Raw genomic sequence first — 25312 nt, 5'->3', positions numbered from 1 at the left:
CGGGAACTCCCGTTGTGCTGACGAACGTGAAGGCAGCTTTGCGGGTCTTGACGGCGCACGCGTCCTCAGTGGCGTGGCAAACGGCGCGGTCAACAGCGCCAGTTCGGAAGCGATCAACGGCTCGCAATTGTTCCACGCATCAGCAAGAACCGCGGCAGCCCTCGGCGGAGGCGCCAGTGTGGATGCCTACGGCGGCGTAACGGCCCCTTCGTACACAGTGGGCGGCAAACAGGTCAGCGACGTCGGCTCCGCCGTCAGCAACCTCGATGACCGTGTCACGCAAAACAGCGCGGACATAGCGAGCGTGAAAGGCGGCCTCGCCGATGTATCGAAGACCGCCGCGAATGCTGTGGCCTACGATTCAGCCGACCACAACAAGGTCACGCTTGGTGGAACGGACGCAAGCGCCGCCGTCCAGATGACCAACGTGGCTGCAGGCGACCTTTCGGCGACGAGCACTGACGCCGTCAACGGCAGCCAGCTTGGAGCGACGAATGCACGCGTTGCGGCAACGGAATCGGCGATTGCCAACTTCGAAGCGGCGGGCGTGACAGGATTGGCGGGAACAGGGGACGGCTCGGCCGCCATGGGTACGAACTCAAACGCTTCAGGCGCCAACTCGACAGCAGCCGGAGCGAATTCCAATGCCTCGGGTGACGATTCCACTGCAACGGGTGCTTACGCCACGGCTTCCGGCAACAATGCCACGGCAGCCGGCGCACATTCGAGGGCCTCGGGCGACGGGTCCGCAGCGTTTGGCGGCAATGCAGCAGCCTCTGGAATCAATGCCATCGCGATTGGCGGCAACTCGCAGGCGTCGGGCAATGGCTCCGCGGCGCTTGGCGGCAACAGCAGTGCGACGGCCGATAACTGGGTGGCGCTGGGAGCGAACTCGGTTGCCGATGAAGCCAATACCGTGTCGGTCGGATCGGCTGGCAACGAACGCCGCGTGACAAACGTTGCGCCGGGCGTGAACGGTACGGACGCGACTAACGTGAACCAGTTGAATGCGTTGCGTAATGATGTGAATTCGAGCATGACGTCGTTGCAACGCGCTGCGTTTGGTGGCGTCGCGGCAGCCATGGCGATGCCGAACCTGATGCCCAGTTCGCCGGGCAAAACGGTAGTCGGCGCAGGTGTAGCCAACTACAAGGGCTATAACGCGATTGCTGCCGGCGCCACGTATAGAACCGAAAACAACCGCTGGTTGATGAATGGCGCGGTATCGGTCACGCAGGGCGGTGACACCGGCGTACGGGCGCAAGTAGGCTACGAATTCTAAAGTGCGCTGTTGCATGAAGTGAACGGGGTAATTCCGACTTGGGAATTACCCCTTTTTTCTGACAGCACTTCAAATCTGTATGTCATACGGGACTTGGCTTTAAGAGTAGACCTATCAATATTCCCGTTAAGTCCGAATAGAATAGGTTTTGAAGCAAGATTGTGACAAAGCGAGACGCACATGCGTTGTGCATAGTCTTGCTGCTCCGCTATCGGTCAGATGTTGGCTATCCATTCTTGCTGGATCGGCATTCCCATTCTGTGCGGATATGCGCGATAGCCAAATTAGGTGCGGTTTCCAAAATATGTTGAATCCGCTGAAATTCACAAAGTCTGATAAATATATTAGGAATACGTATCAATCATGAAAAGGCAATTTAAATCGTTATTAAATCAGACGACGGTCAAATCTGACGCAGTTGGTGAAAAGACAAGTGTCGGTTTCAAGTTGTTTGAGAGCAAACGCAGCATTCCTCTCGCTGCACCCGTAAAGACTTCGCGCACAACCGCTTTGCGATTCTGGTCGTTATCATGAGGCAGGCTGAAATGAATAATCACCGGTCTTATGTTGCGCAGCGGAGTTTCGCTGAATCACGCACTGGCATGCCGCAACGAAAAGCACTGTCTGCTCAATTATTGGCAACAGCGCTCAGCGGTTTGATTCTGGCTACAGGCTCGGGCGCTGCTTCAGCAACGACTGTAGGGTCAGCGAGTTTCCTCACGCCGGAAAAGGCGCTCGACATGGCGCTTAACGGGGTGGAGGGTAAGCACACAGTCAACGGCATCATTCAGGTTGGCAAGCCAGTTTCACTCAACGGCGACGCGTTGCTTTATGACCCCACTCAAAAACAGAAGTGGTCTTCGCAGTAGAATATAGTTGAAGGTGCGCCTGGTTCGCGGCTCTCGGACATTCTTCAAAAAGCCGAAACCATGATTGGGGTTCCCTATTCATGGGGCGGCAATACACCGGAGCAGGGACTCGATTGCAGCGGTTTTGTGCGCTACGTGTATCAAAAGGCCACGGGTATATTGTTGCCGCGTGTATCGTCGCAGATCAGCCGTCAAGGTGTAGCGGTCTCGCAGACGGATTTGCATCCGGGCGATCTCGTGTTTTTCAACACGACTCGCGGCACGGCAACACACGTGGGCATTTATGTCGGCGAAAATCAATTCATTCATGCGCCGAAAAAGGGTGCATTCGTTCGAATTGAATCGATGAAAAGCGCCTATTGGACCCGGCGATATTACGGGGCGCGCCGAGTTGCGTAGCGGTTGAACGTATTGCCTCAATAAAAACGCCCAGTGAAACTTCACTGGGCGTTTTGCCGTGTACCGCAGAAAACCGCTTAAGCCACTTGTCGGGTTTCATCGCCTGTCGTCGAACGCCAACGTGACAGCAAAGCGTTCCACTTAACACGCGCTGCGTTCACGTTGTTGTCTTTCACATGACCGTAACCGCGCATGGAATCCGGAAGACTTGCGAGTTCAATCGCCAGTGGCAACTTATCGAGTGTCAACCCGCTGATCAGTTCTTTCACCAGTGCTTCGTAATCCGCGATCAACCCCCGCTCCATTTTCCGTTCCTCGGTCTTGCCGAAAATATCCAGCGATGTACCCCGCAAGAACTTCATCTTCGCCAGAACCTTCATTGCGGATAAAACCCACGGGCCATATTGCTTCTTGATGAGATGGCCGTGCGCGTCTTTCTTCGAGAACATTGGCGGCGCAAGATGGAAGTTGATCTTCCAGTCGCCTTCGAAGCTGCTCTTCAACCGTTCCACAAACGCAGGATCGGCATAAAGGCGTGCGACTTCATACTCGTCCTTGTACGCCATCAGCTTGTGCAGGTTTTTCGCGACGGCTTCGGTCAGCGCATATTGGCCATCGAGCACGCCGAGCGACGCTTCCGCCACGCGAACTTCGGCCACCAGCCGGCCATAACGCGAGGCGTACGCCTCGTTTTGATAATCGGCGAGATAAGCGATGCGCTTTTCGATCAACGCGTCCAGCGCCTTCGGCGTATGCAGCGCGATGATCTTGCTGCTGCCTTGCGCACTCGATGAAGCCCCGCGATTCTGTCCCTTCACCAGGCGTTCAAGACCATCAAGGTCATGCGCCGCGTGACGTCCCCATTCGAACGCCGCCAGATTCTTCTCGACTTGCACCGCGTTGAGTTCAATTGCACGAACCAGCGATTCGTGGCGCAAAGGAACCCATCCGCGCTGCCATGCGAAGCCAAGCACAAAGGGGTTCGTGTAAATGGCGTCGCCGAGAAGTGCTACGGCGAAACGGTTTGCATCGACGAGTGCGACGTGTTCGCCCGCAGCCGTGCGGATATCGGCTTCCGCGCTTGCGCCCGGGAAACGCCAGTTCGGGTTCTTGATGAACTCGGCTGTCGGCGTTTCGGCGCTGTTCACGACCACGCGCGTATGACCCGGTTGCATGCGCGAACCACATTCATCGCTGGCAGTGACGATCGGATCGCAACCGATCACCAAGTCGGCTTCGCCCATTGCGATGCGCGTGGCGTGGATATCGCCCGGCAGGTTTGCGATCTGCACGTGGCTCATCACGGCGCCGCCTTTTTGCGCGAGGCCGGTGACGTCGAGCACGGTCACGCCTTTTTGCTCCAGATGCGCCGCCATGCCAAGCAGCGCGCCAATGGTCACAACGCCCGTTCCGCCGACGCCCGTGACCAGCACGCCGTAAGGGCGATCAATGTCAGGAAGCGCAGGCGTGGGAACGGGCGGCATGGCGTCGCCGGAAATGCTCGATACCTTCGGCTTCTTCAGTTGGCCGCCTTCAACCGTGACAAAGCTCGGGCAGAATCCGTTCACGCATGAGTAGTCCTTGTTGCAGGTCGACTGGTTGATCTGGCGCTTGGTGCCGTATTCGGTATCGAGCGGCTCGACCGACAGGCAGTTCGACTTCACCGAACAATCGCCGCAGCCTTCGCACACGGCTTCATTGATGACCACGCGCTTCGCCGGATCGGGATAAGCGCCGCGTTTCCTGCGGCGACGCTTTTCCGTCGCGCACGTCTGGTCGTAGATAAGGATTGTGGTGCCCGCGATTTCCCTCAGTTCGCGTTGAACATCGTCGAGTTTTTCGCGGTGATAAACCTGGATGCCCGGCGCGAGGCCGACGTTCGCGTCGTACTTTTCGGGTTCATCGGTGACGATCACGATTTTCTTCGCGCCTTCTGCCGCGAGTTGATGCGTGATTTGCGGCACGGTCAGCACGCCATCCACGGGCTGGCCGCCGGTCATTGCGACGGCATCGTTGTAAAGCAGCTTGTACGTGATGTTGGTCTTCGACGCGATCGCCGCGCGGATCGCCAGAAGCCCGGAGTGGAAGTACGTGCCATCGCCGAGATTGGCGAATACGTGCTGGTCGTTGGTGAACGGCGCTTGCCCGATCCACGCCACGCCTTCTCCGCCCATCTGGCTGAACGTGCTCGTGCTGCGGTCCATCCAGACGGTCATGTAATGGCAACCGATACCCGCCAGCGCGCGCGATCCTTCAGGCACGTTGGTCGATGTATTGTGCGGACAGCCCGAGCAGAACCACGGCTTGCGCTCGGCCTCGACGCGCGGCCGCGCCAGCGCGCGCTCCTTCGCTTCGATCACCGCAATCCGCGTCGCGATGCGCGCGCGCACTTCGGGCGGCAGGTCGAACTTGTCGAGCCGCGTGGCAATCGCCTTCGCGATAATCGCCGGCGACAACTCGTAATGCGCCGGCAATAGCCAGTTGCCCATCGGCACGGACCATTCGCCGCCGGCGCCGTCTTTCTCATCGAATTTCCCGAAGACGCGCGGGCGTTGTGCGTCGGGCCAGTTGTAGAGTTCTTCCTTGATCGCGTATTCGAGGATCTGGCGCTTTTCTTCGACGACCAGAATTTCTTCCAGCCCGTGGGCGAACGCGTGCGCGCCTTGTGCTTCGAGCGGCCACACGCAGCCCACCTTGTACAAACGCACGCCGATGCGCGCGCAGGTTTCATCGTCGAGACCGAGGTCCGATAAAGCCTGACGGACATCCAGATACGCCTTGCCCGCTGTCATGATCCCGAAGCGAGCGTTCGGCGATTCGATTTCGATACGGTCCAGTTTGTTCGCGCGCACGTAGGCGAGCGCCGCGTACCACTTGTAGTCGAGGAGCCGCGCCTCCTGAACCAGTGGCGGATCGGGCCAGCGGATATTGAGGCCGCCATCGGGCATCGCGAAATCGGTCGGCAACACGATCTCCACGCGATTCGGATCGATATCCACGGAAGCCGACGATTCCACCACGTCGGTCACGCATTTCATCGCGACCCAGAGGCCGGAGTATCGGCTCATTGCCCAGCCGTGCAGCCCGAAGTCCAGGTATTCCTGCACATTCGATGGAAACAGCACCGGCAATCCGCACGCCTTGAAAATGTGTTCGGACTGATGCGCGAGCGTGGACGATTTGGCGGCGTGGTCGTCGCCGGCGAGCACAAGAACGCCGCCTTTCGCCGATGAACCCGCCGAGTTTCCGTGCTTGAACACGTCGCCGGTTCTGTCGACGCCAGGCCCCTTGCCGTACCACATCGAGAACACGCCATCGTATTTGGCGCTGGGATACAGATTCACCTGCTGCGAACCCCAGACGGCGGTCGCCGCAAGGTCTTCGTTCACGCCCGGCTGGAACACGATCTCGTGCGACGCGAGGTGCTTTTTCGCTTTCCACAAATGCTGGTCGAGCGCGCCGAGCGGGGAACCGCGATAGCCGGAAATAAACCCGGCGGTGTTCAGGCCGGCGGCGTGATCGCGCTGTTGTTGCAGCATGGGCAACCGGACGAGCGCCTGGATTCCGCTCATGTAAGCGCGGCCGCGTTCGAGGGTGTATTTGTCGTCGAGGGTGACGGTGGTGAGCGCGGCCTCAAGCTTGGCTTGTTGTTCCGCGTCTAGTGGGGCATTCATTGCAGGTCTCTCCGCCAACGTTTGGGATCGCCAAAACTCTTGGGCTTTAGCGTCTTGTGAACGCGTCAGCCGGGATTTTGAGTGTGCCTGTTTTGCATTTTTGACAGCACTGGTAATAACCCGCTGAAAAGAAACTTTACGATCGTTCGCGTGTTACGAGGTGTAAAAACGCCCGAGTTTTATTTCATTGGGGAACCGCTCGTGGCCTGAGTATTCAAATCCCGCGACCGATGCGCGTTCAGGCGGGCAACGGTCGAAAGACACATTGATGCACGCAGTTGAAGGAGGAAGCAGTGAAACAACGATACATCCAGAATTTCCTGATGGTCTCAGCCGCATTTTTCGCGATCAATGCGCCCGTTCGCGTGGGCGCGCCGGCTGGGTCCGAAGGCTTGAAAACCGGGGCGGCGCGCGTGGCCCAGGTTCGGGTAGAGCAGGTTTCCGATAATCAGAACGTGGAAAAGAAAGACGAGACCTGAAATCTCCGCGCTGAACCAAAAATGCCGGCGATCACAGTGATCGCCGGCATTTTTTTTCGATTCGCTTCTTTCAGTTGACCGTGGAGTCCTTCACCACGCCGCGTCGAATCTGATCGAGTTCAATTGATTCGAACAACGCCTTGAAATTGCCTTCGCCGAATCCCTGATTGCCCTTGCGCTGGATGATCTCGAAAAAGATCGGGCCAATCTGATTCTCCGTGAAGATCTGCAGCAGGATTTCGTCGCGAATACCGTCGATCAGAATCTTGCGTTTTTTCAATTCCGCCACCGATTCGCCATGATTCGGCACACGCCGGTCGACAAGTTCGTAGTATGTATCGATGGTATCCAGAAGCGAGATCCGCGCGCCGCGCAAGGCGTCCACTGTCGCGTAGATATTGTCGGTCCCGAGCGCGATGTGCTGAATCCCTTCACCGCGATACGCATCGAGATATTCCTGAATCTGTCCGGATGTGTCGGACCCTTCCTCGTTGATTGGAATACGAATCTTGCCGCACGGCGAACTCATCGCCTTCGACTTCACGGCCGTGACCTTGCCTTCTATATCGAAATAACGCGCTTCGCGGAAATTGAAGAGGCGCTCGTAGAATTCGGCCCACTCGATCATTCGCCCGCGATGCACGTTGTGCGTCAAATGGTCGATGTACGTCAAACCGTGGCCGGCAGGATTTTGATCGGCGCCGGGAATCGGTTCGAAATCGACGTCGTAAATGCTGATGTCGCCGATGCTTCCCGGCTGCGCACCGTTCTTGCCGCGCCAGCGGTCCACGAAGTAGATCAGCGAATCGCCGATTCCCTTGATCGCGGGAATGTTGAGTTCCATCGGGCCGGTTTTGTTGTCGAAGCCCCAGGCGCCCAGGTCGAGCGCGCGTTTGTAGGCTTTGGCAGCATCGGCGACGCGAAACGCAATGGCGCAAATCGATGGTCCATGCAAACGCGCAAAGCGCTGCGCGAAGGAGTCCGGTTCGGCGTTCACCAGGAAGTTGATTTCGCCTTGCCGGTACAAAGTCACGTCCTTGTGCCGATGCCGCGCAATGGCGGTGAATCCCATCTGCTCGAACAGTTTGCCGAGCGCGACCGGATCCGGCGCCGTGTACTCGATGAATTCGAAACCATCCGTGCCAACGGGATTTTCCCAAGTTGCTGCCTGCATGCTTTGTCTCCCTGAACCGATGATTATTGGGACAAAGTTTAACGAGAGCCGTCTGGCGGATACTTGCGAATCAAATCGCGCGTGGCTACGATTACGCACGTTTATAGCGTTAAATAATGCCTTAGAGGCAGAAAATGGCTCGAATAGAACTCGATGCGATCGACCGGAAGATTCTCGCGATTCTTCAGGTCAACGGCCGGCTCTCGAATCAGGACATCGCGGATCAGGTGAGTTTGTCGCCGAGTCCATGCCTTCGGCGCATTCGGCGACTGGAAGAGGCGGGCGTGATACGCGGTTATGTCGCGTTGCTGGAGCCGCGGCTGCTTGGGCTCGGGCTGCTTGCTTACGTCAATGTGCGGCTGGAAAAGCGCGGCGGAACGGTCGCATCGGCGGGAATGAAAAATCCCCCTACGCACGCAGACCGGTTCCGCGAAGCGTTGTTAACGTGGCCAGAAGTTGTTGCGTGCGACGCCATGACCGGCGATACAGACTATCTATTGCGTGTCCAGGTGGAGGACATGGAGCATTTTTCGCGCTTTGTGCAGGACCAACTGCTGCACCATCCATCGGTTATCGATGTAAAGAGCAGCTTCTCGCTCGAGCGCATTAAGGAGACGACAGCCTTGCCCATCCGATAAACACATTAACGGATGCTCAAGACGCAAAAAAGGCGGCTTTCGCCGCCTTTCGTGCTTTTGCGCATGCTTGCTGATGAGAACCGAAACTTAGGCCGCGTCGGCAGTAGGCATGAACGCCTGAAACATTTGCGATGCCCGGCGCGCTTGGCGCTTGATCGCGTAATCGAAGACTGCCGCCTGCTCCTGCATCATCTCCGCGATGATGCTGCTTTGGTCAGCGGGCGTGAGCGACAAATAAGCATCGGCTTCGCCGTACGCGTATTCAATCTTCATGCCCGACTTCTTCGCTATGTGCATCATGGTCGAGTTACGTGACAAACAATGCATGTAGAGCATTGAAACGTGCGTGTTGCGGCTGCGAATGGCGGCGCGTTCGAACAAGCGGCTGCCCACACCTCGACCGCGTGCGCTTTCCAGCACCGACACGCCGAATTCGGCGGTGCGCTTGTCGCCTTCGGCTGGCAGATAAGCCAGATGACCTACGCCAACGAGGCTCAGCGTTTCGTCGAACACGCCGAATACCGTATCGCGCGAAAAGTCGATGTTCGCCACGTAGTTTTCGATCACGCGGTCCGGCACGATCTGACCAAAGCGCAGCAGACGGTCGTCTTCGTCAAGTGCCAGGAAGTGGGTGAGCAGGCGCTCGCGATCAGCGGAGGACAGCTCACGAACGAGAACAGGCGTACGACCGGCAACCGTGCGCGAGCGATCGGCTGATGCAAAGATCGAGGCGGCGGGGCGGTCGAAAGATATGTTCACGATGATGGCTCCTTGAATCGTCAAGCGACATGCTGCGTCGCAAATCGAATTTTAGCTGAACCATCGTTTATATACTAGGGAAAACCCGTAATTCACTGTGGAGTATAGCGTCTAAAACATGTGGCCGTTCGCGATAAGCTTTTTAAAAACAATAGCTTATAGTGTGTTGTAAAAATCGGACGGACGTGCGGGAACAATGGTGGTGCAGCGCATCATTTCATATTGTCGCCATTCATTCCGTGTTCGATGACATCCACGACCTGTTCCGCAAATTCCGGATAACCCAGCTTGCCATCTGGCTTCAGCCACGTGAAAGTCCAGTTGATCATGCCGAATACCATCATGGTGAGCGCGGTCTGGTTTTCCTTGGTCGCACGTTTCGGATAAGCGCGCGCAAGCTGGCGTGCAAATGCGGCGACAATCCCGCGCTGCCGCTCCAGCACGATTTCACGCTGCGTATCTTCGAGATATTTCACGTCGTTGAGCAGCGCAACGTGCCGGCTGTGCGATGTTTCGTATTCGGCGAGAAACGCGCGAATGAGTTCGGCAAACGCCTCGCGCTCGGTCAACCCCCGCCGCTGGCTGGCCCCTTCCACTTCCGCGATGATCAACATCAGCCGCTTGGTATAGCGATCGAGCAGATCGAAGAGAATGGCTTCCTTGCTCGCGTAATAGTGGTAAAGGCGCGCTTTGGACGTGCCGCTGGCAGCGGCGAGATCGGCCATCGATGTGCTCGGGTAGCTCGTCTGCGCGAATTTGGCGGCGGCGAGTTCGAGGATCTGCTCGCGTTGTGTGTCGTGGTCGGGCGCTCGGGTACGGGCCATTGAGTCTCGGAGAAGTGCTGGGGTCGAATGGAATTCTAATGCTTGAGCGACCCTTTCCGGCTAGCCGGTCCTACGGCTAACGCACGGCGCGGCGCAGTTTCGCGTCCGCAATTTTTGTTGGATCGCCGCGGATTTCCAGCTTGCCGGCGGCTACAAGCTCGCGGCATCGCCAGAGCGCGATGGAATCGCTGACCAGAAAGCCGAAACTTCGGCCCATCACGTCGCCCGCAAGTTGGCGCGATCCGATCCAGCCAGCGCTCGCAATCTGGAGGATGGTTTCGTCGATATCGGAATAGCTGCCGGAGATAAACGTGTTGTCGCGCCAACGTCGCGTCTCGCTATTGATCTGCTTCACTTCCTGCCATTCCAGTGCAAGCCGGCTGATGCGCAACACGGAGATGGGCGCGGCCGTCGGCAGTTTTGCGCCGAGTTCCGCCGCCGTGAACATGCCGACAGCCGTCGCGCCGTCAGCGCGGCCGCGCCGGCGTTGCGTGCCGTCGTCGGCGGTGATCAACGGCAGATCGTCGGCGGAAAGTTTCGCTTCGTTCAGGCGCTGCGGCACGTTGCGCAAGGTGTAGGCAACACGCCGCAACATCAATTGGTCGCTCGCGCTTTGGCCGTGCCAGACCACGACTTGGCCCGTGCCTTGAGCCAGTTCGCGCAAAAGCGCGTCCTGTTCCCTGAGCTTTGAAATGAAATCGACTTTATGCTCGTCAAGCACTTGCTGCCAGAAGAGAGCGCGTGTTTCCGGATTGTCGTCGATCCCCCTCAACTGGCCGACCGCAAGATCGTCCTTCAAAGGAATGACGCGCTCATTGCGTGAGGCCGCATTCAGCGCTTCGCGCAGTATCTCGGCGGCGTGATCGCCGTTGGTAACGTGAAGGGTGCTCATCAGTAGCGGTGACCGCAAACGTAAGAAGGCCGGCTGTTGTGTGATCGACGCGAGCGACGTGATTACGTAATCAACGTGGCGATAACTTAACAACAGACGACCCCTAGTGTAAGCGAATTGAATCAGTGCAATCCGCCAACCGCTTGCTCAACGTTCGTCATAGCTCACAACTACGCGATCCGAAACGGGATGGCACTGGCACGTCAGCACGAAACCGGCATCGATTTCATGTTGCTCGAGTGTGAAATTCTTCTCCATGCGCACTTCGCCTTCCAGCACTTTCGCGCGGCAGGTGCAGCAGACGCCGCCTTTGCACGCGTAGGGTAGCGCAAGACCCGCCTTCAATCCGACGTCGAGCACGCTCACGCCTTGGTAGGGCAGACGCAGCTTGCGCTTCTTTCCATCGATGACCAGTTCCAGATCCGCCGCCGGCGTGTCTTCCGTAATCTCGATCTGCGGCACGCCGGCTTGCGGCAAAGGCGTTCCAAAGCGCTCAACGTGAACCTGGTTTGGCGGCACGCCCGCGCTTTTCAGGGCGGCTTCGGCGGCGTCCATCATCGGGGCGGGGCCGCAAATGAAGGCTTCATCGATTTCATTTGCGGGAACGAGCGCTTCCAGGAAAGCTGCGCATTTGTCCTGATTCAGCACGCCGTTGAATAGTTCGACGTCCTGCAAATCGTCCGATAAAACGTGATACAGCGAGAACCGGCTCATGAAACGGTTCTTCAGGTCTTCCAGTTCCTCGGCGAACATGATCGCGTCGACGCTGCGGTTCCCGTAGATCAGCGTGAAACGGCTGGTCGGCTCGGTTTCCAATGTTGTCTTGATGATCGCGAGCACCGGCGTGATGCCCGAGCCGCCGGAAAACGCCACGTAGTGCTTCACGTGATCCGCGTTCAGATGCGTGAAGAAGCGTCCATCGGGCGTCATGACTTCGATTTCATGATCGGGCTTGAGCGTGTCGAAAGCGAAATTCGAGAAGCGCCCGCCGCGCACGCGCTTGATGCCGATACGCAATTCGCCGTCGCGATCGTAGTCCGTCACGCCTACGCAAATAGAGTACGACCGGCGCGTTTCTTCACCGTCTATGTGCGTCTTCAACGTGACGAACTGGCCTTGCGTGAAGCGGAACGCGTCGCGCAGTTTTTCGGGGACGTCGAAGGAAACGGTGACGGCGTCCGCAGTTTCGGGACGAACGTCGCGGATGCGCAGCGAATGGAATTGCGGAGTCGCCATGGTCGGTTTCAGTACGGTTTGAAGTAGTCGAACGGCTCGCGGCAATCCATGCATCGATACAGCGCCTTGCACGCCGTTGAACCGAATTGCGCGAGGCGTTCGGTATGCAGCGAGCCGCAGCGCGGGCACGCGGGTGTATCGACAATGCGGGGGACAAATCGCAACGGCCGTTCTTGCGGCGCGTGTTCGTTCGAGCCGCAATTGCCCATTGGCGGCGCGATACCGTATTGCTTGAGCTTTTCGCGGGCGGCTTTGGTCATCCAGTCGGTGGTCCACGCGGGCGCGAGAACCGTCTCTATCCGATACTTCGTGAAACCCGCCGCATTGAGCGCCGCGCCAATATCTTCTGCAATCTGGTACATCGCCGGGCAGCCGGAATACGTTGGCGTGACGACGATTTCAAGCGTTTCATTCGTGCCGCGGCGGACGTCGCGCAAAATGCCGAGTTCGCGTATGGACACAACAGGGATTTCCGGGTCCGGCACGGCTTCGAGTACTTCCCACACGTGCTGCAGCGTGATGTCATCTAAAGCGGTCATTGCGCTCACCACGTTGCGCCCGGATGCTGCCGCGCGATGCTCTGCAATTCCGCGAGCAAATAACCCATGTGCTCGGAATGCTCGCCAAGCTTGCCGGTGGAAACGTGTTTGGCATCGGCTGGTTTTTGCAGCGTGGCTTCGGCCAGAGTCGCCTCTACATCTTCACGCCATGCCGGTTCGAGACTGGCTGTGAGTGGACCAATACCCGCATCAGCAATGCTTGTCTCCACGTCATCCACGCTGAAAAACTCGCGCGTGTACGGCATCAGGTAATCAACCGCCGCCTGAGCCCGGCGATGCGATTCCTCGGTGCCATCGCCGAAACGCAGCAGCCAGTCGCTCGCGTGATTCAGGTGATAGCGCGTCTCCTTGATCGACTTGGACGCGATCGCGGCAAGCTGCGCGTCGCCCGATTGCGTGAGCGCTGTCCAGAGATGCGCCATCAGCGTTGAATACAGGAAATTGCGCACGACCGTCACCGCGTAATCGCGATCCGATCTCGCCGTGCCCGACAACGGCCCCGCATGGGGCAACTCGGTCAGCGTGTAATTGCGGAAATCACGTTCGTTGCGGAAATACGCGTAGTCGTCTTCGGTTTTACTCGTGCCGTTAAGCGCGGCATCGCGCGTGGCTGCGTGCGAGTACAGCAAGCGCGCCTGACCAATCAAATCCAGACTGATGTTGGCGAGCGCGATGTCTTCCTCGAGCACCGGACCGTGTCCGCACCATTCCCCGTTACGCTGGCCGAGGATCAGCGCGTTGTCGGCGAGGCGCAGCACGTAGGAAAGATGTTGGGGCGTCGTCATGGGCTTGACCCTTCGATCACATGTGGTTGATTTCGTCGGGCAGCACGAAGAACGTCGGGTGACGATAAATCTTGTCGCCGGCGGGTTCGAAAAACTCGGCTTTGTCGGCGGGATTGGAGGCCGTAATTGCCGCCGATGGCACCACCCAGATGCTCACGCCTTCCTGGCGCCGCGTGTAGACGTCGCGCGCCATGCGCAGCGCCGCGGGCGCGTCCGGCGCATGCAGGCTGCCGCAATGCTTGTGGTCGAGGCCCTGCTTGCTGCGTACGAACACTTCCCAGATCGGCCATTCGTTGTTCATCTTTCGCTCCTTATGCCGCTTGTTTTTGCGCGCGTGCGGCCTGTTTCGCGGAATAGACGAGGGCGGCTTCGCGAACCCAGGCGCCGTCTTCATGCGCTTTCACGCGCGTGGCGAGCCGTTCCTTGTTGCACGGGCCATCGCCATTCACGACGCGCCAGAATTCATCCCAATCGATCGCGCCATAGTCATGCGCTTGCCGTTCCTCGTTCCATTTCAGATTGGGATCGGGCAGCGTGACACCGAGAATCCTTGCCTGCTCGACGGTGGCATCGACGAATTTCTGCCGCAGATCATCATTCGAAATCCGCTTGATGCCCCACTTGAACGATTGCCCGCTGTGAATGGAATCCTTGTCGCTCGGTCCGAACATCATCAGCACAGGCCACCACCAGCGATCGACCGCCTGCTGGACCATGTCCTTTTGCGCCTGCGTGCCCTTCATCATGGAGAGAAGCGCGTCGAACCCCTGACGCTGATGGAACGACTCTTCCTTGCAGATGCGGATCATGGCGCGCGCGTATGGGCCGTAGGTGCAGCGGCAAAGCGGGATCTGGTTCATGATCGCCGCGCCGTCAACCAGCCAGCCAATCACACCGACGTCCGCCCAAGTGGGCGTCGGGTAATTGAAGATGCTCGAATACTTGGCCCGGCCCGCGTGCAGGGCATCGACGAGTTGATCGCGCGATACCCCCATGGTCTCCGCCGCGCTATACAAATAGAGGCCGTGGCCGCCCTCGTCCTGCACCTTCGCGAGCAGGATCGCCTTGCGCTTCAGACTCGGCGCGCGCGAAATCCAGTTGCCCTCGGGCAGCATTCCAATGATCTCCGAATGCGCGTGCTGCGAGATCTGGCGAATCAGCGTCTTGCGGTACGCGTCGGGCATCCAGTCCTGAGGTTCGATCTTGCCGTCGGCGGCCATGACGGCGTCGAAACGGGCAAGTTCCGGCGACGTTGTTGCTGGATCGATGGACTGAACGTTGCCGGGGATATCGAGGGATTGCGTGTACATGACGATCGCTCGCTTTGGGAAGTTACCGTGGCGCAATTATAAACCGACCGGACGGTCGGTTTATGGATTTTTTTAGGATAACCGTTTCAGACGGGCACAATTTCCCTGGTCAGGCCGCCTCCACGGCAATGCGACAATACCGTCCGACTCTCACTACTTTGCTCTGCATGCCGTCATCGTCCGAAACTCCTATTCCACGCGTGGCCGTTATCGGCGGCGGCCCTGCGGGCTTGATGGCGGCGGAAGCGCTGGCGGCGGGCGGTGTCGAAGTGGATTTGTATGACGCAATGCCATCGGTGGGCCGCAAGTTCTTGATGGCCGGCAAAGGCGGCATGAATCTCACTCATTCCGAGCCGGCCGAGGCTTTCCTGTCGCGTTACGGCGAACGTCGGGCTCAGATAGAACCGCTGCTGGGTCGTTTCGATGCCGCCGCCTTGCGCGCGTGGACCCACGAACTGGGCGTCGAAACGTTCATTGGCAGTTCGGGCCGTGTTTTTCCCGCCGACATGAAAGCCGCGCCCATGCTGCGCGCGTGGTTGCATCGGCTGCGCGGGGCGGGTGTGCGCTTTCACATGCGGCACAAATGGATCGGATGGGACGAGGCTACGCCGCACGCGCTGCGATTCGCGACCCCGGAAGGGGATCGCCAGATCGATGCCGATGCCGTCGTGCTCGCCTTGGGCGGCGCGAGCTGGCCGCGTCTCGGGTCGGACGCTGCGTGGATCGAGCACCTGGAAACGCACGATGTTGCGCTCGCACCGTTCAAGCCGTCGAATTGCGGATTCGATATCGCCTGGAGCGAGCATTTCAGCAGCCGCTTCGCCGGCGAGCCGCTGAAGTCGGTTTCAATCGGCATGCCGCGCCAAGATGGCGGCATGGATTGGCGCACGGGCGAATGCTTGTTGACATCGACGGGTATTGAAGGCAGTTTGGTCTACGCGTTGTCCGCGCGTATTCGGGATCGTCTGGCAGATGGACACGCCACGTTCCTGCTGGATCTCTTGCCCGCCTTGACGCCCGAGCGCGTGCACGACGAAGTCACGCATCCGCGCGGCGCACGTTCCATGTCGAGCCATTTGCAAAGCCGTTTGAACCTGACGGGCGCGAAAGCAGGCCTGCTGCGTGAGTGCCTAAGCCGCGAAGATTTCTCCGACACCACTCGTCTCGCGCAACGCATCAAGGCGCTGCCGTTGACGGTGACGCAGCCAAGGCCCATCGCCGAGGCAATCAGCAGCGCAGGCGGCGTGAGATTCGAATCGATGAATTCGCAGTTGATGCTCGCCGCATTGCCCGGCGTTTTCTGCGCGGGCGAGATGCTGGATTGGGAAGCGCCGACTGGCGGCTACTTGCTGACGGCGTGTTTTGCGAGCGGACGGGTCGCGGGCGAGGCGGCGCTGGCGTATGTGAACCGGAAGCCGGACGATGCCCCGCTCTGAAAAGCCCGTCCTCAAGCTGGCACAAGCCGCCACAAAGAAGTAACTTCGGCCGATCTCGCCGCGTGCAGCGGATCGGTTTTATCGGCGGCGCGGGGATGATGCGGGCGCACGTCCATCCTGCCGTCCGTTTTCAGGCCGGCGCGATCGACCCATTCCTGGAATTGCGCGCGCGTACGCAATCCCAAATGCTCGGCCAGATCCGACAAAATCAACCAGCCTTCGCCGCCAGGCGTCAAATGTGCGGCGAGGCCATCCAGGAAACCGCGCAACATCCGGCTTTCGGGGTCATAGATTGCATGTTCGATCGCCGAACTCGGCCGCGCTGGCAGCCACGGCGGATTGCATACGATCAACGGGGCGCGGCCTTCCGGAAACAGGTCGGCCTCAAGCACCTTCACTTGCTGCGAATATCCAAGTAAATCGATATTTTCGCGCGCACAAGCAAGCGCGCGCGGATCGATCTCCGTTGCTATCACACGCTTCACGCCGCGCTGCGCCAGCAGCGCCGCCAGTACGCCCGTGCCCGTGCCGATATCGAATGCCAATTCCTTCGAAGGCAACGGCTGATCCGCCACCAGCTTCACATACTCGCCGCGCACGGGCGAAAACACGCCGTAATAAGGATGAATCCGCGCGCCAAGCGCTTCCACGTCCACGCCCTTCTTGCGCCACTCGTGCGCGCCGACCAGCCCAAGTACTTCACGCAACGACACGACCGACTCCCCCGCCGCCGGCCCGTACGCTTCCTCGCATGCCTCTTTCACCACTGGCGCGCGCCGCAGCGTGATGGCGTACTCGGCGTCGAGCGGCAGCAGGAACATGCCGAGCGTGCGCGCCCGCTGAGACTGCGCAAGCCGATGCAAATTGAACGCTTCCGCGGGAGCAGGCGGCGCGGCCGGCGTGTCGGCGGGTGAGTCGGTGGATGAGTCGACCTTGGCGCTTCGTTGCTTCGCTTTCGCCTTCGCGGACTTCTTCGGCCTCGTTTCTATGCGCCTTGCGACAGCCTGCAACAATTGCCGCGCGTTCTGGAAATCGCCGCGCCACAAGATGGCCGTTCCTTCGCAAGCCAGCCGATACGCCGAGTCAGCCGTCATCTGGTCGTCGCCTATCACCACGCGTTTTGGCGGCGCGATTCCGCTTTCCGAGCGCCAGAGCGCCGAATGGCTCTCGCCTTGTTCCTCCCATTCAATGAGGGCGGGCGCGGCGCTGGTGCTGGAAGAGGTTTTGGAATGCATGCTGAATAAGTACCGGACAAAGTAAGAACCGCGAAGCGGAATGCCGACATTCTGAGGGCTTTTCGAAAAATGATCCGATTTTCGATGATTCCGGGCCTAATGGAATTGACTGCTCGCCTGCATCGTGACCGCTGTAAGCGTGCGGTTTGCCGGGTAAGGCACAATCGGTTTTTCCGAAAATATTCCGTTCCCCGATGAACCTTCGCGTCCTTTCCGCCGTTGCCGCCACGGCGTTTTCCGCCTTCCTGTTTCCGCCCACGCTGGCTTTCGCCGACGACGCGCCAGCCGGGCATTGGGTCAGCGCCTGGAGCACGGCGCTGCAGCAGATTCCGCAACGCGCCGAATTGCCGGCGCTGTATCGCGCGCCTGAAGTTGGCGGGCGCACTGTCAGGCAGATCGTCTATCCGGCTATCGATGGAAAACAGCTTCGCCTGCGATTCAGCAATGTCTATGGCACGGCGCCGCTGGTCATTGACGGCGCGCAGATCGCGCGTGCGGTTTCGGGCAACGCCGCCGCGATACGCGCAGGGACAAGCCGTCCCGTGACCTTCGGCGGAAGGCCGGATGTGACCATCGCGCCGGGCGGCCAGGTCGACAGCGATCCTGTCACGTTCAATGTCGCCGCGCACCAGCCGCTGGCCGTAAGCACCTATATGGCCGCCGGGCAGAAACTGGCCGCCTGGCACCGCGTGGCGAGTCAGGTCAACTACATCTCGATGCCCGGCAACCATTCCGCCGATACGGACGCAGCCGCCTTCCGCACGCGCTTCACGCAATTCGTGTGGCTGACAAGCGTTGCCGTCGATACCGCCTCTGCGCAGACACTGGTGGCCATCGGCGATTCCATTACCGACGGAATGCGCTCGACGCCCAATGCCAATCGCCGATGGACCGACGCGCTCGCGCGCCGGCTGACGCAAAAGGGAATCGAAGGAACGTCGGTGGTGAACGCTGGAATCAGCGGCAACCGGTTGCTGAGCCCGTCACCTTGCTACGGCGACGCAGTACTTAATCGTTTCGACCGAGACGCGTTGCGTCAGCCGGGCGTTCGGTCGGTGATCGTGCTGATCGGCATCAACGACATCAACTTCCCTTCCATGCCGCCGCGCGCCGGCCTCGATTGCGACGATCCCCATACGGCCGTCACCGCCGACATACTGCTGCGCGGATACCAGCGGCTCGTTGCCCAGGCGCATCAGCGCGGAATCAGGATATACGGCGCAACGCTGACACCCGCGGCCTTGCCGGCTGAACGCGAGGCGATTCGTACCGCCGTCAATAATTCCATCCGATCCAGCCACGCGTTCGATGGTGTTATCGACTTCGATCGCGCGCTGCGCGACCCGGACCATCCTGACAAATTGCAACGCCGCTACGACAGTGGCGACCATATCCACCCGAGCGATGCGGGGTATGCCGCGATGGCGGAGGCGGTTCCGATCGAGGAAATGGGTTTGGCGAGGGCTCCTGCCGGGAGCAAATAGAACTTTCCCAAGGATAATTTGAAGATATCCTTGCCATGCTTCTTGGTTTCACCTATTATTCGCCTCCTCGTTTCGCAACGAGGGCCGCCAGAGAAACAGGCGGGCTCCAAAGTCGGTAAGTTTGAAAGCAAATTGCTCACAAACTAGTTGACAGGGAGAAAAAGATACTACATAATCTCGTTTCTGTGCTGCAAACGCAGCGACGCGAAAGCGGCGGTGTTCTGAAGGTTGGAATGCTGGTGTTTTGGCGATGTTCTTTAAAAACTAACAGCCGATAAGTGTGGGCGCTTGGTGGTTTGCTTTGGGGTGTGGTGGTGTTTTCCGGGGTTTTTCGGGAGATGCTGCCGTGAAGCGAAAGTATCAAGTCTCACACTAGTATTAAGGTAGGTTTTGAGCGTCTTTCGGGTAACCGGAAGATGGGAGGAACTTGTCAGTACGTTGAGTGAGCGACCTATTCGGAAGAATAGAAAACAGTAACAGGCATTGAACTGAAGAGTTTGATCCTGGCTCAGATTGAACGCTGGCGGCATGCCTTACACATGCAAGTCGAACGGCAGCACGGGGGCAACCCTGGTGGCGAGTGGCGAACGGGTGAGTAATACATCGGAACGTGTCCTGTAGTGGGGGATAGCCCGGCGAAAGCCGGATTAATACCGCATACGATCTACGGAAGAAAGCGGGGGACCGAAAGGCCTCGCGCTATAGGGGCGGCCGATGGCAGATTAGCTAGTTGGTGGGGTAAAGGCCTACCAAGGCGACGATCTGTAGCTGGTCTGAGAGGACGACCAGCCACACTGGGACTGAGACACGGCCCAGACTCCTACGGGAGGCAGCAGTGGGGAATTTTGGACAATGGGGGCAACCCTGATCCAGCAATGCCGCGTGTGTGAAGAAGGCCTTCGGGTTGTAAAGCACTTTTGTCCGGAAAGAAAACCTTCGCTCTAATACAGTGGGGGGATGACGGTACCGGAAGAATAAGCACCGGCTAACTACGTGCCAGCAGCCGCGGTAATACGTAGGGTGCGAGCGTTAATCGGAATTACTGGGCGTAAAGCGTGCGCAGGCGGTTCGTTAAGACAGATGTGAAATCCCCGGGCTTAACCTGGGAACTGCATTTGTGACTGGCGAGCTAGAGTATGGCAGAGGGGGGTAGAATTCCACGTGTAGCAGTGAAATGCGTAGAGATGTGGAGGAATACCGATGGCGAAGGCAGCCCCCTGGGCCAATACTGACGCTCATGCACGAAAGCGTGGGGAGCAAACAGGATTAGATACCCTGGTAGTCCACGCCCTAAACGATGTCAACTAGTTGTTGGGGATTCATTTCCTTAGTAACGTAGCTAACGCGTGAAGTTGACCGCCTGGGGAGTACGGTCGCAAGATTAAAACTCAAAGGAATTGACGGGGACCCGCACAAGCGGTGGATGATGTGGATTAATTCGATGCAACGCGAAAAACCTTACCTACCCTTGACATGGTCGGAACCTGGCTGAAAGGCTGGGGTGCTCGAAAGAGAACCGATACACAGGTGCTGCATGGCTGTCGTCAGCTCGTGTCGTGAGATGTTGGGTTAAGTCCCGCAACGAGCGCAACCCTTGTCCTTAGTTGCTACGCAAGAGCACTCTAAGGAGACTGCCGGTGACAAACCGGAGGAAGGTGGGGATGACGTCAAGTCCTCATGGCCCTTATGGGTAGGGCTTCACACGTCATACAATGGTCGGAACAGAGGGCTGCCAACCCGTGAGGGGGAGCTAATCCCAGAAAACCGATCGTAGTCCGGATCGTAGTCTGCAACTCGACTACGTGAAGCTGGAATCGCTAGTAATCGCGGATCAGCATGCCGCGGTGAATACGTTCCCGGGTCTTGTACACACCGCCCGTCACACCATGGGAGTGGGTTTTACCAGAAGTGGCTAGTCTAACCGCAAGGAGGACGGTCACCACGGTAGGATTCATGACTGGGGTGAAGTCGTAACAAGGTAGCCGTATCGGAAGGTGCGGCTGGATCACCTCCTTTCTCGAGCTCAACGCTTTGAACAAAGCACTGAAGTGCTCACGCTTATCGGCTGTAAGAAGACAGGCTAAGGGTCTGTAGCTCAGTTGGTTAGAGCACCGTCTTGATAAGGCGGGGGTCGTTGGTTCGAATCCAACCAGACCCACCATGATTCGCTTGAGTGATGATTAACGAATGCGTTAAGCGTCATAAAAGAGGAATGACGGACCCTTCAGCATCAAGGTACGGGGGGATTAGCTCAGCTGGGAGAGCACCTGCTTTGCAAGCAGGGGGTCGTCGGTTCGATCCCGTCATCCTCCACCAATCACCAACGCAGATTTTTTATACCTGTGAGCAGAAAAGTGCTTGCGGTGTCGTGTGAAAAATACGCATTGGCGATTGAGCCAGTCAGTAAGCGGTTTTAAGCATAGCGCTTAAAGTCGTGCTGTCGTTCTTTAACAATCTGGAAGAAGTAGTAAAGAGATTCACGAAAATACACTTAGAGATGGGTGTATGAGTAGGTGAATCAGGGTTGTGATTGTATCAATGTATGAAAAGTTATCGAGAGATGGCTTGGAATACGGCGCAACACGAATACTCAACCTATGGCGCGCGTGTTGAGAGACACACTCGTTATAGGGTCAAGCGAACAAGTGCATGTGGTGGATGCCTTGGCGATCACAGGCGATGAAGGACGCGGTAGCCTGCGAAAAGCTTCGGGGAGCTGGCAAACGAGCTTTGATCCGAAGATGTCCGAATGGGGAAACCCGGCCCGTATGGGTCATCCTGGAGTGAATACATAGCTCCAGTGAAGCGAACGCGGTGAACTGAAACATCTAAGTAACCGCAGGAAAAGAAATCAACCGAGATTCCCAAAGTAGTGGCGAGCGAAATGGGATCAGCCTGTACCTTTTAGCATCATTGTTAGCCGAACGCTCTGGAAAGTGCGGCCATAGCAGGTGATAGCCCTGTAGGCGAAAACAGCGATGTGGAACTAGGGGTACGACAAGTAGGGCGGGACACGTGAAATCCTGTCTGAAGATGGGGGGACCATCCTCCAAGGCTAAATACTCGTGATCGACCGATAGTGAACCAGTACCGTGAGGGAAAGGCGAAAAGAACCCCGGGAGGGGAGTGAAATAGATCCTGAAACCGCATGCATACAAACAGTCGGAGCCTTGAAAGGGGTGACGGCGTACCTTTTGTATAATGGGTCAGCGACTTACGTTCAGTAGCAAGCTTAACTGATTAAGGCAGGCGTAGCGAAAGCGAGTCCGAATAGGGCGTCTCAGTTGCTGGGCGTAGACCCGAAACCAAGTGATCTATCCATGGCCAGGTTGAAGGTGCGGTAACACGTACTGGAGGACCGAACCCACTAATGTTGAAAAATTAGGGGATGAGCTGTGGATAGGGGTGAAAGGCTAAACAAACTTGGAAATAGCTGGTTCTCTCCGAAAACTATTTAGGTAGTGCCTCGTGTATCACCTTCGGGGGTAGAGCACTGTCATGGTTGTGGGGTCCATTGCGGATTACTACGCCATAGCAAACTCCGAATACCGAAGAGTGCAATCACGGGAGACAGACATCGGGTGCTAACGTCCGGTGTCAAGAGGGAAACAACCCAGACCGCCAGCTAAGGTCCCCAAATATTGCTAAGTGGGAAACGAAGTGGGAAGGCTAAAACAGTCAGGAGGTTGGCTTAGAAGCAGCCACCCTTTAAAGAAAGCGTAATAGCTCACTGATCGAGTCGTCCTGCGCGGAAGATGTAACGGGGCTAAGCAATATACCGAAGCTGCGGATGCATATTTATATGCATGGTAGGAGAGCGTTCCGTAAGCCTGTGAAGGTGCATTGAAAAGTGTGCTGGAGGTATCGGAAGTGCGAATGCTGACATGAGTAGCGATAAAGGGGGTGAAAAGCCCCCTCGCCGTAAGCCCAAGGTTTCCTACGCAACGTTCATCGGCGTAGGGTGAGTCGGCCCCTAAGGCGAGGCAGAAATGCGTAGCTGATGGGAAGCAGGTTAATATTCCTGCACCATTGTTAAATGCGATGGGGGGACGGATCGCGGAAGGTTGTCCGGGTGTTGGAAGTCCCGGTCCTTGCATTGGAGAAGGCGCTTAGGCAAATCCGGGCGCGGAATTCAAGGGTGCGAGGCCATTCACTTCGGTGAAGAAGCAATCGGAAGTGGTTCCAAGAAAAGCCTCTAAGCTTCAGTTTAACAAGACCGTACCGCAAACCGACACAGGTGGGCGAGATGAGTATTCTAAGGCGCTTGAGAGAACTCGGGAGAAGGAACTCGGCAAATTGGTACCGTAACTTCGGGATAAGGTACGCCCCTGTAGCTTGATGCGCCTGCGCGCAAAGGGTGAAGGGGTTGCAATAAACTGGTGGCTGCGACTGTTTAATAAAAACACAGCACTCTGCAAACACGAAAGTGGACGTATAGGGTGTGACGCCTGCCCGGTGCCGGAAGATTAAATGATGGGGTGCAAGCTCTTGATTGAAGTCCCGGTAAACGGCGGCCGTAACTATAACGGTCCTAAGGTAGCGAAATTCCTTGTCGGGTAAGTTCCGACCTGCACGAATGGCGTAACGATGGCCACACTGTCTCCTCCCGAGACTCAGCGAAGTTGAAGTGTTTGTGATGATGCAATCTCCCCGCGGCTAGACGGAAAGACCCCATGAACCTTTACTGTAGCTTTGCATTGGACTTTGAACCGATCTGTGTAGGATAGGTGGGAGGCTATGAAACCGGAACGCTAGTTTCGGTGGAGCCGTCCTTGAAATACCACCCTGGTTTGTTTGAGGTTCTAACCTTGGCCCGTGATCCGGGTCGGGGACAGTGCATGGTAGGCAGTTTGACTGGGGCGGTCTCCTCCCAAAGTGTAACGGAGGAGTACGAAGGTACGCTAGGTACGGTCGGAAATCGTGCTGATAGTGCAATGGCATAAGCGTGCTTAACTGCGAGACCGACAAGTCGAGCAGGTGCGAAAGCAGGTCATAGTGATCCGGTGGTTCTGTATGGAAGGGCCATCGCTCAACGGATAAAAGGTACTCTGGGGATAACAGGCTGATACCGCCCAAGAGTTCATATCGACGGCGGTGTTTGGCACCTCGATGTCGGCTCATCTCATCCTGGGGCTGTAGCCGGTCCCAAGGGTATGGCTGTTCGCCATTTAAAGAGGTACGTGAGCTGGGTTTAAAACGTCGTGAGACAGTTTGGTCCCTATCTGCCGTGGGCGTTGGATATTTGAAGGGGGCTGCTCCTAGTACGAGAGGACCGGAGTGGACGAACCTCTGGTGTACCGGTTGTCACGCCAGTGGCATCGCCGGGTAGCTATGTTCGGAAGAGATAACCGCTGAAAGCATCTAAGCGGGAAACTCGCCTTGAGATGAGATATCCCTGGAGCTTTAAGCTCCTTGAAGGGTCGTTCTAGACCAGGACGTTGATAGGTCAGGTGTGGAAGTGCAGTAATGCATTAAGCTAACTGATACTAATTGCCCGTAAGGCTTGATCCTATAACCAGTGTGTTTCGGCTGCCAATGCCGTAGCCAGAACCGCTCGGGTTGAGATCATGTTGTGCCAGTAACAACCACAACCCCAAGCAGCATCAGTAACCACGAGGCGCTCAACAAGCGAACTCGACTACTTCTTCCCCAGATTGGTTGTATCGACCAGAAAACCGATACAACACCCCTTTATGCCTGATGACCATAGCGAGTTGGTACCACCCCTTCCCATCCCGAACAGGACCGTGAAACGACTCCACGCCAATGATAGTGCGGATTCCCGTGTGAAAGTAGGTAATCGTCAGGCTCCCCATTCGCTGAAACACACTCAGCATAAACGCTAAAACCCCACCCAACTCGGTGGGGTTTTTGCGTTTACGGTTCGCCTGTATAAGTGAGAGAGGTCGAAATGCGGCATCTGTTGTAAGCTTGACAAAGCACACGGCTTGCCTCACAATCGTCAGTTCTCTGCGGAGGGGTGCCCGAGTGGCTAAAGGGGGCAGACTGTAAATCTGTTGGCTTACGCCTACGTTGGTTCGAATCCAACCTCCTCCACCAGAACAAGTAGCAAGCGTCGGGAATCGTTAGACCCAAGCGGGTGTAGCTCAATGGTAGAGCAGAAGCCTTCCAAGCTTATGACGAGGGTTCGATTCCCTTCACCCGCTCCAGCATCAAGGTCCGCCCATGTGGCTCAGTGGTAGAGCACTCCCTTGGTAAGGGAGAGGTCAGCAGTTCGATCCTGCTCATGGGCACCAGTAACATCGTCCACACTGT

General features: G+C 57.6%; 18 protein-coding genes, 5 tRNA genes, 3 rRNA genes and 1 pseudogene. 16 read left to right on the top strand and 11 right to left on the bottom strand.

Going from position 1 to position 25312, the window contains the following annotated elements:
* Nucleotides 1-73 precede the first annotated feature (73 nt).
* From ACRWA7_RS31910 to ACRWA7_RS31895, 4 genes and pseudogenes are all read left to right on the top strand, one after another.
* Nucleotides 74-178 (top strand): annotated as a pseudogene (locus ACRWA7_RS31910) (hypothetical protein); the annotation flags it as partial.
* Nucleotides 179-1282, top strand: a complete 1104-nt coding sequence (locus tag ACRWA7_RS31905) for a YadA family autotransporter adhesin (protein WP_438396840.1) — start codon at nt 179-181, stop codon at nt 1280-1282.
* A 530-nt stretch (nt 1283-1812) separates the two neighbouring features.
* Nucleotides 1813-2151: a hypothetical protein gene (locus ACRWA7_RS31900; protein ID WP_438394659.1), complete on the top strand. Its 339-nt coding sequence runs from the start codon at nt 1813-1815 to the stop codon at nt 2149-2151.
* Nucleotides 2152-2211: 60 nt separating this feature from the next.
* Nucleotides 2212-2550 carry a C40 family peptidase gene (locus ACRWA7_RS31895; protein ID WP_438394657.1) on the top strand — a complete coding sequence of 113 codons (339 nt, stop codon included), beginning with the start codon at nt 2212-2214 and terminating at the stop codon, nt 2548-2550.
* A 77-nt stretch (nt 2551-2627) separates the two neighbouring features.
* On the opposite strand, the gene ACRWA7_RS31890 is transcribed toward ACRWA7_RS31895, so the two are convergent.
* Nucleotides 2628-6224 carry an indolepyruvate ferredoxin oxidoreductase family protein gene (locus tag ACRWA7_RS31890; protein ID WP_438394656.1) on the bottom strand — a complete coding sequence of 1199 codons (3597 nt, stop codon included), beginning with the start codon at nt 6222-6224 and terminating at the stop codon, nt 2628-2630.
* A gap of 293 nt (nt 6225-6517) precedes the next feature.
* On the opposite strand from ACRWA7_RS31890, the gene ACRWA7_RS31885 reads away from it, so the two are divergent.
* The gene (locus ACRWA7_RS31885; protein WP_060857772.1) at nt 6518-6703 is read left to right on the top strand and encodes a hypothetical protein; all 186 of its coding nucleotides are present in this window, start codon (nt 6518-6520) and stop codon (nt 6701-6703) included.
* 70 nt (nt 6704-6773) lie between these two features.
* On the opposite strand, the gene hppD is transcribed toward ACRWA7_RS31885, so the two are convergent.
* Nucleotides 6774-7877, bottom strand: a complete 1104-nt coding sequence (gene hppD, locus ACRWA7_RS31880; protein ID WP_438394655.1) for a 4-hydroxyphenylpyruvate dioxygenase — start codon at nt 7875-7877, stop codon at nt 6774-6776.
* Nucleotides 7878-8011: 134 nt separating this feature from the next.
* Between hppD and ACRWA7_RS31875 the strand changes: the two genes are divergently transcribed.
* Nucleotides 8012-8515 (top strand): Lrp/AsnC family transcriptional regulator, encoded by a 504-nt coding sequence (locus ACRWA7_RS31875; RefSeq protein ID WP_438394653.1) that lies wholly within the window; start codon nt 8012-8014, stop codon nt 8513-8515.
* A gap of 87 nt (nt 8516-8602) precedes the next feature.
* On the opposite strand, the gene ACRWA7_RS31870 is transcribed toward ACRWA7_RS31875, so the two are convergent.
* The 8 genes from ACRWA7_RS31870 to paaA all read right to left on the bottom strand — a co-directional run bounded on the left by ACRWA7_RS31870 (nt 8603) and on the right by paaA (nt 14881).
* Nucleotides 8603-9241, bottom strand: coding sequence for a GNAT family N-acetyltransferase (locus ACRWA7_RS31870; RefSeq protein ID WP_060857800.1), 639 nt, complete (start codon nt 9239-9241; stop codon nt 8603-8605).
* 245 nt (nt 9242-9486) lie between these two features.
* Complete coding sequence (locus tag ACRWA7_RS31865) at nt 9487-10098, bottom strand: TetR/AcrR family transcriptional regulator (protein WP_438394652.1); 612 nt, start codon at nt 10096-10098, stop codon at nt 9487-9489.
* 76 nt (nt 10099-10174) lie between these two features.
* Nucleotides 10175-10990: a DUF1835 domain-containing protein gene (locus ACRWA7_RS31860; RefSeq protein ID WP_438394650.1), complete on the bottom strand. Its 816-nt coding sequence runs from the start codon at nt 10988-10990 to the stop codon at nt 10175-10177.
* A gap of 147 nt (nt 10991-11137) precedes the next feature.
* Nucleotides 11138-12226, bottom strand: a complete 1089-nt coding sequence (paaE, locus tag ACRWA7_RS31855) for a 1,2-phenylacetyl-CoA epoxidase subunit PaaE (RefSeq protein ID WP_438394648.1) — start codon at nt 12224-12226, stop codon at nt 11138-11140.
* 8 nt (nt 12227-12234) lie between these two features.
* Nucleotides 12235-12765 carry a 1,2-phenylacetyl-CoA epoxidase subunit PaaD gene (paaD, locus tag ACRWA7_RS31850; protein WP_438394646.1) on the bottom strand — a complete coding sequence of 177 codons (531 nt, stop codon included), beginning with the start codon at nt 12763-12765 and terminating at the stop codon, nt 12235-12237.
* A gap of 5 nt (nt 12766-12770) precedes the next feature.
* Nucleotides 12771-13571: a 1,2-phenylacetyl-CoA epoxidase subunit PaaC gene (gene paaC / locus ACRWA7_RS31845; RefSeq protein WP_438394644.1), complete on the bottom strand. Its 801-nt coding sequence runs from the start codon at nt 13569-13571 to the stop codon at nt 12771-12773.
* 16 nt (nt 13572-13587) lie between these two features.
* Nucleotides 13588-13872 carry a 1,2-phenylacetyl-CoA epoxidase subunit PaaB gene (gene paaB, locus ACRWA7_RS31840; protein WP_060857780.1) on the bottom strand — a complete coding sequence of 95 codons (285 nt, stop codon included), beginning with the start codon at nt 13870-13872 and terminating at the stop codon, nt 13588-13590.
* Between the two features lie 10 nt (nt 13873-13882).
* Nucleotides 13883-14881: a 1,2-phenylacetyl-CoA epoxidase subunit PaaA gene (paaA, locus tag ACRWA7_RS31835; protein WP_438394642.1), complete on the bottom strand. Its 999-nt coding sequence runs from the start codon at nt 14879-14881 to the stop codon at nt 13883-13885.
* A gap of 167 nt (nt 14882-15048) precedes the next feature.
* Between paaA and ACRWA7_RS31830 the strand changes: the two genes are divergently transcribed.
* The gene (locus tag ACRWA7_RS31830) at nt 15049-16317 is read left to right on the top strand and encodes a TIGR03862 family flavoprotein (RefSeq protein ID WP_438394641.1); all 1269 of its coding nucleotides are present in this window, start codon (nt 15049-15051) and stop codon (nt 16315-16317) included.
* A gap of 11 nt (nt 16318-16328) precedes the next feature.
* Here the strand turns inward: ACRWA7_RS31830 and ACRWA7_RS31825 are convergent, their stop codons facing one another.
* Complete coding sequence (locus ACRWA7_RS31825) at nt 16329-17552, bottom strand: methyltransferase (RefSeq protein ID WP_438394640.1); 1224 nt, start codon at nt 17550-17552, stop codon at nt 16329-16331.
* A gap of 194 nt (nt 17553-17746) precedes the next feature.
* On the opposite strand from ACRWA7_RS31825, the gene ACRWA7_RS31820 reads away from it, so the two are divergent.
* The 9 genes from ACRWA7_RS31820 to ACRWA7_RS31780 all read left to right on the top strand — a co-directional run bounded on the left by ACRWA7_RS31820 (nt 17747) and on the right by ACRWA7_RS31780 (nt 25293).
* Nucleotides 17747-19036: an SGNH/GDSL hydrolase family protein gene (locus tag ACRWA7_RS31820; protein ID WP_438394638.1), complete on the top strand. Its 1290-nt coding sequence runs from the start codon at nt 17747-17749 to the stop codon at nt 19034-19036.
* A 485-nt stretch (nt 19037-19521) separates the two neighbouring features.
* A 16S ribosomal RNA gene (locus tag ACRWA7_RS31815) occupies nt 19522-21052 on the top strand.
* A gap of 68 nt (nt 21053-21120) precedes the next feature.
* A tRNA-Ile gene (locus ACRWA7_RS31810) sits at nt 21121-21197 on the top strand.
* A 79-nt stretch (nt 21198-21276) separates the two neighbouring features.
* Nucleotides 21277-21352, top strand: a tRNA-Ala gene (locus tag ACRWA7_RS31805).
* A gap of 315 nt (nt 21353-21667) precedes the next feature.
* A 23S ribosomal RNA gene (locus ACRWA7_RS31800) occupies nt 21668-24547 on the top strand.
* A gap of 185 nt (nt 24548-24732) precedes the next feature.
* Nucleotides 24733-24845, top strand: a 5S ribosomal RNA gene (rrf, locus tag ACRWA7_RS31795).
* The 16S, 23S and 5S rRNA genes sit together here with 5 tRNA genes alongside, the layout of an rRNA operon.
* A gap of 165 nt (nt 24846-25010) precedes the next feature.
* A tRNA-Tyr gene (locus tag ACRWA7_RS31790) sits at nt 25011-25096 on the top strand.
* Nucleotides 25097-25132: 36 nt separating this feature from the next.
* Nucleotides 25133-25206 (top strand) — tRNA-Gly (locus ACRWA7_RS31785).
* A 12-nt stretch (nt 25207-25218) separates the two neighbouring features.
* Nucleotides 25219-25293: transfer RNA gene (locus ACRWA7_RS31780), tRNA-Thr, on the top strand.
* Nucleotides 25294-25312: the final 19 nt, after the last annotated feature.

It is taken from the genome of Caballeronia sp. DA-9 (assembly GCF_051615025.1).
Classification (GTDB): Bacteria; Pseudomonadota; Gammaproteobacteria; order Burkholderiales; family Burkholderiaceae; genus Caballeronia; species Caballeronia sordidicola.
Note: the sequence above shows the minus strand (reverse complement) of the source record. Positions and strands in the feature narration are given on the sequence as shown.

What these genes read in the sequence shown, in the direction of transcription:
- ACRWA7_RS31820 (WP_438394638.1), top strand. Translation starts at nt 17,747, where the DNA reads ATGAACCTTCGCGTCCTTTCCGCCGTTGCCGCCACGGCGTTTTCCGCC.
- ACRWA7_RS31890 (WP_438394656.1), bottom strand. Translation starts at nt 6,224, where the DNA reads ATGAATGCCCCACTAGACGCGGAACAACAAGCCAAGCTTGAGGCCGCG.
- paaE (WP_438394648.1), bottom strand. Translation starts at nt 12,226, where the DNA reads ATGGCGACTCCGCAATTCCATTCGCTGCGCATCCGCGACGTTCGTCCC.
- paaA (WP_438394642.1), bottom strand. Translation starts at nt 14,881, where the DNA reads ATGTACACGCAATCCCTCGATATCCCCGGCAACGTTCAGTCCATCGAT.
- ACRWA7_RS31865 (WP_438394652.1), bottom strand. Translation starts at nt 10,098, where the DNA reads ATGGCCCGTACCCGAGCGCCCGACCACGACACACAACGCGAGCAGATC.
- paaD (WP_438394646.1), bottom strand. Translation starts at nt 12,765, where the DNA reads ATGACCGCTTTAGATGACATCACGCTGCAGCACGTGTGGGAAGTACTC.
- paaB (WP_060857780.1), bottom strand. Translation starts at nt 13,872, where the DNA reads ATGAACAACGAATGGCCGATCTGGGAAGTGTTCGTACGCAGCAAGCAG.
- paaC (WP_438394644.1), bottom strand. Translation starts at nt 13,571, where the DNA reads ATGACGACGCCCCAACATCTTTCCTACGTGCTGCGCCTCGCCGACAAC.
- ACRWA7_RS31875 (WP_438394653.1), top strand. Translation starts at nt 8,012, where the DNA reads ATGGCTCGAATAGAACTCGATGCGATCGACCGGAAGATTCTCGCGATT.
- ACRWA7_RS31860 (WP_438394650.1), bottom strand. Translation starts at nt 10,990, where the DNA reads ATGAGCACCCTTCACGTTACCAACGGCGATCACGCCGCCGAGATACTG.
- ACRWA7_RS31900 (WP_438394659.1), top strand. Translation starts at nt 1,813, where the DNA reads ATGAGGCAGGCTGAAATGAATAATCACCGGTCTTATGTTGCGCAGCGG.
- ACRWA7_RS31825 (WP_438394640.1), bottom strand. Translation starts at nt 17,552, where the DNA reads ATGCATTCCAAAACCTCTTCCAGCACCAGCGCCGCGCCCGCCCTCATT.
- ACRWA7_RS31830 (WP_438394641.1), top strand. Translation starts at nt 15,049, where the DNA reads ATGCCGTCATCGTCCGAAACTCCTATTCCACGCGTGGCCGTTATCGGC.
- ACRWA7_RS31895 (WP_438394657.1), top strand. Translation starts at nt 2,212, where the DNA reads ATGATTGGGGTTCCCTATTCATGGGGCGGCAATACACCGGAGCAGGGA.
- hppD (WP_438394655.1), bottom strand. Translation starts at nt 7,877, where the DNA reads ATGCAGGCAGCAACTTGGGAAAATCCCGTTGGCACGGATGGTTTCGAA.